The sequence below is a fragment of the Microcystis sp. M169S2 genome, assembly GCF_020245865.1.
Classification (GTDB): Bacteria; Cyanobacteriota; Cyanobacteriia; order Cyanobacteriales; family Microcystaceae; genus Microcystis; species Microcystis ichthyoblabe_A.
Window position 1 is genome coordinate 21898 of the sequence record NZ_JADBUB010000242.1, and the last position, 6872, is coordinate 28769.

Annotated in this window: 6 protein-coding genes and 1 pseudogene; 5 read left to right on the forward strand and 2 right to left on the reverse strand. The window is 44.0% G+C overall.

Translation table 11 applies throughout. From position 1 onward, the window contains the following. Positions 1 to 9: 9 nt before the first annotated feature. A complete protein-coding gene (locus tag IM485_RS21475) occupies positions 10 to 840 on the reverse strand; it encodes a Ycf66 family protein (protein WP_287745465.1) in 831 nt (276 codons plus the stop codon). A gap of 165 nt (positions 841 to 1005) precedes the next feature. On the opposite strand from IM485_RS21475, the gene IM485_RS21480 reads away from it, so the two are divergent. From IM485_RS21480 to IM485_RS21490, 3 genes are all read left to right on the forward strand, one after another. Continuing rightward, positions 1006 to 1191, forward strand: a complete 186-nt coding sequence (locus tag IM485_RS21480) for a WD40 repeat domain-containing protein (RefSeq protein WP_104395279.1) — start codon at positions 1006 to 1008, stop codon at positions 1189 to 1191. A 21-nt stretch (positions 1192 to 1212) separates the two neighbouring features. Then, positions 1213 to 2196 carry a DNA polymerase III subunit delta gene (gene holA / locus IM485_RS21485; RefSeq protein ID WP_104395278.1) on the forward strand — a complete coding sequence of 328 codons (984 nt, stop codon included), beginning with the start codon at positions 1213 to 1215 and terminating at the stop codon, positions 2194 to 2196. Between the two features lie 181 nt (positions 2197 to 2377). Continuing rightward, a complete protein-coding gene (locus IM485_RS21490) occupies positions 2378 to 4030 on the forward strand; it encodes a CHAT domain-containing protein (protein WP_104395277.1) in 1653 nt (550 codons plus the stop codon). Positions 4031 to 4233: 203 nt separating this feature from the next. Here the strand turns inward: IM485_RS21490 and corA are convergent, their stop codons facing one another. Continuing rightward, the gene (gene corA / locus IM485_RS21495) at positions 4234 to 5391 is read right to left on the reverse strand and encodes a magnesium/cobalt transporter CorA (protein WP_104395276.1); all 1158 of its coding nucleotides are present in this window, start codon (positions 5389 to 5391) and stop codon (positions 4234 to 4236) included. A 191-nt stretch (positions 5392 to 5582) separates the two neighbouring features. Here corA and pdxA point away from each other — a divergent pair, with 191 nt between their 5' ends. Together pdxA and IM485_RS21505 are read left to right on the forward strand one after the other, a co-directional pair. After that, entirely contained in the window at positions 5583 to 6599 is a 1017-nt protein-coding gene (gene pdxA, locus IM485_RS21500; protein WP_104395275.1) for a 4-hydroxythreonine-4-phosphate dehydrogenase PdxA, read from the forward strand. A 98-nt stretch (positions 6600 to 6697) separates the two neighbouring features. Further along, positions 6698 to 6856, forward strand: a pseudogene (locus tag IM485_RS21505) (transposase family protein); the annotation flags it as partial. Positions 6857 to 6872: the final 16 nt, after the last annotated feature.

Here is a 6872-nt window from a genome sequence, read left to right on the forward strand (position 1 = left end):
TCTTAATTTTTAATCCGATGAGGGGGGATTTTCTGCGCTTGGCGATCGAGTTTCTGGGGGAGTATCTTCTCTGATAGTTTTTTCTGGGGGCAAATCTTCCTCGGTAACTTCAATAATCACCGTTTCGCTAACAGCAATAGTTTCGACTTCAACATTTGCGACAGGTTCAGTCGGGGGAATTTCTGGGGGATTTTCGGAAGAGTTGATCTCTTCCGTTGCCAAATCAAAATCATCGAAATCATCGAAATCATCGAAAGTTTCCCCATCATCAATAATTTCTGCGGCTTTTTCCCCAATTTCTGTCACTGATTCTGTAGTAGTTTCCCCGATAGCTGCGGCTTTTTCGGCAACGGGGGCAACCGTTTCTTGAGCTTTTTCCCCAATTTCTGTCACTGATTCTGTAATAGTTTCTCCGATAGCTGCCGCTGTTTCGACAACGGGATCAACCGTTTCTTTAACCGTTTCTTTAACTTTTGCTGCTACTTTCTCCGGTTTAGCTTTAGTTTTGGGGGATTGAGAGGGAGTAACTTTCCCCAGACGATTGCCTAACCAACCGACAATAGTAAATAATTTAACCGGTTTGTCGGGATAAAAAAGTGCTTGTCTGAGTTTGAGAGTTTGCCAAGCGAAAGCAATAAATAAAATGGCTGCGGCAACTTGTCCCAGGAGGATAGCGCCTGTAATCCTTCCCGCGCACAACCAGAGGACAAGGGCATAGAATAATCCTACCGCACTCCAGAGAAAATCATCTTGACGGTGGCGATCGGGGGCGATAAAAGCGGTGGTGAGGAGGTAGAGACTACTTAATCCCACCACGACCGCTAGGATATAGGGCAACATTTGCGATTCTCCTTTGACATTTCCTTTTTTATTGTGCGTTATTTGGGGTCGATCGAGTCTATTTTTTGATTAATTTGGGAAATTATCGAGTCAGATATTCTTTACCTCTGTTTATGAATAGCCATCGTTAACATTAGGAAATTCTGGGTTTATCCTCTGCTGCTTGTGCTGATCAGATTAAACAAGCTTTCGGATCAAACGATTAAGTTTTGGTCTTTAACAAGCAAAGAGGAATTAGGAACCCTTGATCAACCCACAGACAAACTGTTATCTTTAGCAATTAGTGCCGATGGTAAATATTTAATTATTGGTAGTGCTGACAAAACTGTAAAAATCTGGCAAAATGGGTAATAGTAACACCTCAAGAAACTCATGCCGACAATATTTTATTGGGGAGAAGATGAATTTGCTATTAACCAAGCGGTGAAAAATCTGCAAGTAAAACTTCTTGATCCCAATTGGATACAGTTCAATTATGATAAAATCACTGGTGATCGCAATGAAGCAATTATCGAGGCCCTCAATCAAGCGATGACTCCAGTTTTCGGCATGGGAAATCGTTTGGTTTGGTTAGCCGATACGGTTATTTGTCAACAATGTTCCGAGGATATTCTCAAGGAATTACAGCGCACTTTGCCCAATTTACCCGAAAATTCCTATCTGTTATTAACCAGCACCAAAAAACCCGACTCCCGCTTAAAATCGAGTAAGTTTATCCAAAATCAGGCGGAGGTTAAAGAATTTGAACTAATTCCGCCTTGGAAAGTCGAGGAAATTGCCCAAAGAGTTAGGGAAATTGCCAAAGAAGTGGGGGTAAAATTAACTCCCGATGCGATCGAACTCTTAGCTGAATCAGTGGGAAATAACAGCCGCTTGCTGTGGATGGAGTTAGAAAAACTGCGTTTATTTAAAAATAATTCGGCGGGAACTATTGACAAAAAGGACATTTTAAGCTTAGTCAATGCCAGCAATCAAAGCAGCTTACAGTTAGCCAGTGCTATTTTAAAACGGGAGACAGGCAAAGCCCTAGAATTGGTTAATGAATTATTAAATCGCAACGAGAACCCCCTAGGTATCACTGCCACCCTAGTGGGTCAATTTCGCACTTGGGCAATAGTAAAATTAAAAATTGAAGAAGGAGAAAAAGACGAGAAAAATATCGCCGCCGCCGCCGAAATTGCCAACCCCAAGCGACTGTATTTCATTCGCAAAGAGATACAATCCTTTTCTTCTAAGCAACTTCTCGCCACCTTGCCCATACTTCTCGAATTAGAATATCGTCTCAAACGGGGTGGAGAACCTTTGGCAACTTTGCAAACCAAAATTATCGAACTTTGTTGTTTATTGGTGACTTAAGTAGGTAGGTATTAAAAACTTTCAGATCCCCCCGCCTATCGGCACCCCCCTTATCAAGGGGGGCAGGGGGGATCGAACCTAAAATCTATTTTTGATTTAATTATAACCAGCTACTTAATACTCTTCCTTGCCTTTCAGAAATCCTCTAGAATAAGATTATATAGACTTCTAAATAACCACAATGACCGATGATGCCATCCCTAGTCTAAACTTAGCCATCTCTAGTTTAGCCACGAGTAATAATTTCGCCCGTTGGGTGACGAAAGCACCCCTACCGGGGGGATATGTGCATCATGACTGTGAATGGACCGAGAGTCTAACCACGGAATGGATGGCATGGCAGGAAATGTTCTGTCTGGAAAAAATGCCGCCCTTGCCGATGTTAGAGCAATTAGAGGGAAATCCCCGACCTAAACTGACTCTTTCGGGAGAAGGCGGCAGTTATGGCGGTCGATTAATGCAGAAACTAGGTATTAGTCTCTGGCAATGGTTATTTCAAGCATCAATTGGTCAAAGTTTCGCCCAAAGTCAGGGAATCGCCCTCGGCAAAAATCAGCCCCTGCGAATTCGCTTGGAATGTCGCAACCCCTATTTAATTCTGCTGCCCTGGGAAATTATGCAGCAAGCAGGTAAACAGGCCATATCTCTGCATCCGAATATACTCTTTAGCCGGACCACCAGCGATGTGGAACCACTACCACCGATAAAAACGAGTAATAGTCTCAATATTCTCTTAGTTATCGGCGAAAAACAGATTAAAACCGCCGCTAGTTCCCTCAACCTCACCGCCATTAATACCGGTGGAGAAACTAATCCCGACCAGGCACTGGAATCCGAAGCCGCCAATCTTATCCGGGCCATCTCCCCCAGTGGTTCCCCCCCTGAGAATTTGGGAGTGAAAATCAAAGTCGATACCCTAATTCGACCGGGGGCGAAAGAACTGACCGAGGCCTTGGATACGGGTAAATATAAAGCTTTTTTCTACGCTGGTCACGGAATGACCGCCCCCAATGGCGGTTCCCTATTTCTGCGGCTAGGGGAACAGCTAAACGGGACGGAGTTAGCCCAAGCTTTGGTGAGAAATCAGGTTATTTTAACGGTTTTTAATGCCTGTTGGGGTGCTTATCCCGCTAAATCCGGTCAGGAGATGATTCCCCGCAGCAGTCTGGCGGAAGTCTTGATTCACCATGGCGTTCCCGCAGTTTTGGCCATGCGAGATGCGATCGCAGATCGCGAGGCCTTGAGTTTTATCGAGGTTTTTACCCGCAGCCTCCTCGGGTTCAAAGACAAAGAAGCGCAGATGTCCAAGTTGTTTCCCGGTCCGAGAGTCCCTATCGATCAGGCCGTTCGCATCGCCAGGCAGCAGTTATTAACCCTCTACAAGTACAATCAGCCCGCTTGGACTTTGCCGATTCTCTATATGCACCCGGAATTCGACGGGCAATTGCTGCAAACCCTTGATGAGACTCAATCACCGACGGTTATGCCCAATATCTCCGGAACCATGCCCGCCGCTTTCTTATACTGTCTCGATCGTCCCGAAAGAAAATGGTCAATCCGTGGTGGTGCTATGAATATAGGACGGGACATGGAAAATGATCTACAGATCGCTGAAAAATCGGTTAGTAAAAACCATTGTCGGATAATTTGCCGTAAAAATGCCGATTATCCAGACTATCAATACTTTCTCGAAGATTTCTCCCGTTTTGGTACTTTTATCTACCAAGATGGCCACTGGAAACAGGTACATAACCAAGAAGTTCCACTAGAGTCCGGTTTACAGATTCGCTTCGGCAGTCACCAAGGCCAAATCCTCGCATTTGTGGTGGAATAATTAGGGTTGGCTGAAAAAATTTGTCGTCGGGTGTGGGGTGTGGGGTGATGGGATGATGGGGGTGTGGGAATTATGAATTGGGAATTATGAATTGGGGAGGTGGGGAAGTGGGGAAATTGAACTAAAACCCTAAAACCCCAAAACCCCAAAAGCTGTCTCCTGACTCCTAACCCCAACAACAAACTTTTTGCCGCAAACCCTATCTAACTTTTTGCTTCCTCTTTCAGGGAATAAATTGGTTTAAACCAACCTTTGCGCCAGAAGTAAAAAATCAAGCCCCCCGCTACGGCTAACATGATTAACCAAACAATGAAATAACTCCATTCTCCCTTTAATTCTGGCATATTCTCAAAGTTCATGCCATAGACACCAACGATAAAAGTTAAGGGAATAAAAATCGTCGAAATTACGGTTAAAAACTTCATAATTTCGTTTAATTTATTGCCCATAGTGGACATATAAACATCCATCAAACTCGCCGCTAATTCTCGATAAGCTTCGATAATTTCCAGAATTTGAATGACGTGGTCGTAGGAATCCCGAAAATAAATTTGTACCTCATCGCTGACTATACCATGATGGTCACGCATCAGTAAATGTAGGACATTTCGCATTGGCCAAATTAAGCGACGCAGTGCCAATAATTCCCGACGAACATCATAGATTTCCTGCATAGTATCTCGATCGGGATTACTAATTATCATATCTTCCAAAGCCTCAATCCGATCTTCGTAGTGTTCTACCACGGGAAAATAACCATCAATAATCGTGTCTAATAATAAATAGGTTAAATAATCCGCCCCCGATTTTCTTACTCGTCCCTGGGAAGTGCGAATTCGATCTCTGACTATCTCAAAACAGTCCTGTAATTCCTCCTCTTGAAAACTCAAAAGATAGCGTTTTCCCAAGACAAAACTCACCTGTTCTGTATCAAAACCGCTTTCATCTTCTTTCAGTCGCACCATCTGAGAAATCACTAACAATTGATTGTTATAATCTTCTAACTTGGGACGCTGCGGCACATTAACCACATCTTCTAATAACAAAGGATGCAGATTAAAAATTTCCCCTACTTGTTTTAAAACCGTCTCACTCCCTAACCCTTGAATATCCATCCAAGACACGGTATTTGTGCCAATATAGGGGGCGCAAGCATTAGGGGTAATATCCACCTTACGAATGGCATTATCTTCATCGTAGTCGATTAAAATAATCCGCGAGGGTTTGGCATCCGGTTCGATAATTAATGTCCCCGGTTCACTACCCGGTTCATCATAAAAATAATCGAAGTAGTCTTCTTCCTCGTCTCCATCGGTATCGGGACGGTTGTTAACGAATATATCCGGGTGTAGTTGGGTCATAAGCTTACAACAATCTGGCTAGTTTGGGCAATAAGAAAACAGAAAAGTTAAAAAATTTAATTTGCCTAAAGTTACTATCTATCGCCATGAGATTACAGTAAACTGAAAATTGTTTACTGATTTATTCCCTCCTGATAATTGTCAACGATGAGATTAATCGGGAGAATTAGCAATATTGACGGCCAAAATTTATGGAATCCGCCTCTTTTATTCCCCGTCTAGTTATCCCCGTCGGTGATCCCGCTGGAATCGGCCCTGAAGTGGTGTTAAAAGCGATCGCCGATTCCCCAATCTCGTCTATTTGTCAGATTACTCTAATCGGGACAAGAACGCTTCTCGAAAAAGCCTATCACGATCCCCATCTTCTCGATCGCTTTTCTCTGATCGATTTGCCCTACAATCAAGAAAAAATTGTTTGTGGGCGTGGGGATGCCCACAGTGGTGAAATTAGCTTTCTTTACCTACAAGAAGCCATAAAACGTACCCTCAAGGGCGAATTTGACGGTATTGTCACCGGTCCGATTGCTAAATCCTGTTGGCAGTTGGCCGGTTATGATTTCCCCGGTCAAACGGAGGTTTTAGCTACCATGGCGGGAATTAACCGTTATGGGATGCTATTCGTCGCTAAATCCCCTCACACCGGCTATGACTTACGCACTCTCCTCGCCACTACCCACATCCCCCTGCGAGAAGTTCCCGATGCCCTGAACCCCGATCTGATGACCCGAAAACTAGACCTATTGATCGAGTCTTTAAAGCTAGATTTCGGCATCGATCGCCCAAAAATCGCCATATCTGGCCTTAATCCCCACAGTGGCGAAGCGGGAAAACTGGGAAGGGAAGAAAAGGACTGGTTACAGCCTTGGTTGCAGTCAATGGGTCAGCAATACCCGCAAACCCAATTAATCGGCCTTGTCCCCCCCGATACCCTTTGGGTGGAACCCGGACGCGCTTGGTTTAGCGGTGCAGGGCAACCTGCCGACGCATACCTGGCATTATACCACGATCAGGGTCTAATTCCCGTAAAATTAATGGCTTTTGACTGTGCTGTTAATACTACCATCGGTTTACCTTTTGTTCGCACCTCTCCAGACCACGGGACGGCTTTTGATATCGCAGGTCTTGGCATCGCTAGGGACCAGAGTATGCAAGCGGCGATCCAATTAGCGATCGAATTATGTCAGCAGCGCCGTATAGATGGGTTTTAGCTGTTGGTAGGGCTGTTTCATTCTGCCATCAGAATATCAAAAGTAAAAGCGATCACTGTCTTTGTAAAATGAGAAGTGACCGCCAACTTTTTAAATATATGTTTATCATCTTAATAGAAAAACTGAAACAACTCAAGGACTTTCGGAAAGATAAAGGAAAAAGACACCCTTTATGGATAGTATTAGTAGTAATAATACTGGGAACAATGCTAGGATACTCAGGTTATAGAGAGCTAGGAGAGTTTGCTAAAAATAACTTGCCCTGAGCCAAGT